Raw genomic sequence first — 396 nt, 5'->3', positions numbered from 1 at the left:
TCGCGGATGCGCGACGCCAGGTCGGCTTCATGGGGGGCGTCGGTCCACCGTTCGAAGCCTCTGCGGAAGATCGCAACGCCGACATCCGCGAAAAGCGTGGATGTCGACGGGTCGGCGCCACGCTCCACCAACGCCGCGCCGACGGCGTCGGAAACGGCAGCGTACTTTGCCTGCGCGCGCTCCTGCAGCTCCGGACTCCCGGAGATCACCTCGCGACGCTGCGCAGCATGGTCGGCGACCCGTTCACCGAGCAGCGCGCCGACATCGGCCAGAGCCTGCAGCATGGCCGGGAACGGGCCGAGCCTGGGGTCCACCTGCCTCAACTCGTCTGCCACCGCCACGGGCGACTGCTCCGACCCAGCCTAGAGCACGTCGCGTTTGTCGGCGAAGCAGCGC

General features: G+C 69.9%; 1 protein-coding gene. It reads right to left on the bottom strand.

All coding sequences use genetic code 11. The features are described 5' to 3' along the window. A partial coding sequence (locus SB773_RS30240; protein WP_486304301.1) for an acyl-CoA-like ligand-binding transcription factor occupies positions 1 to 335 on the bottom strand: 335 nt, incomplete at its 3' end. Between the last annotated feature and the right edge of the window lie 61 nt (positions 336 to 396).

It is taken from the genome of Bacillus sp. SIMBA_074, assembly GCF_046534555.1.
Taxonomy (GTDB): domain Bacteria; phylum Bacillota; class Bacilli; order Bacillales; family Bacillaceae_G; genus Bacillus_A; species Bacillus_A mycoides.
Note: the sequence above shows the minus strand (reverse complement) of the source record. Positions and strands in the feature narration are given on the sequence as shown.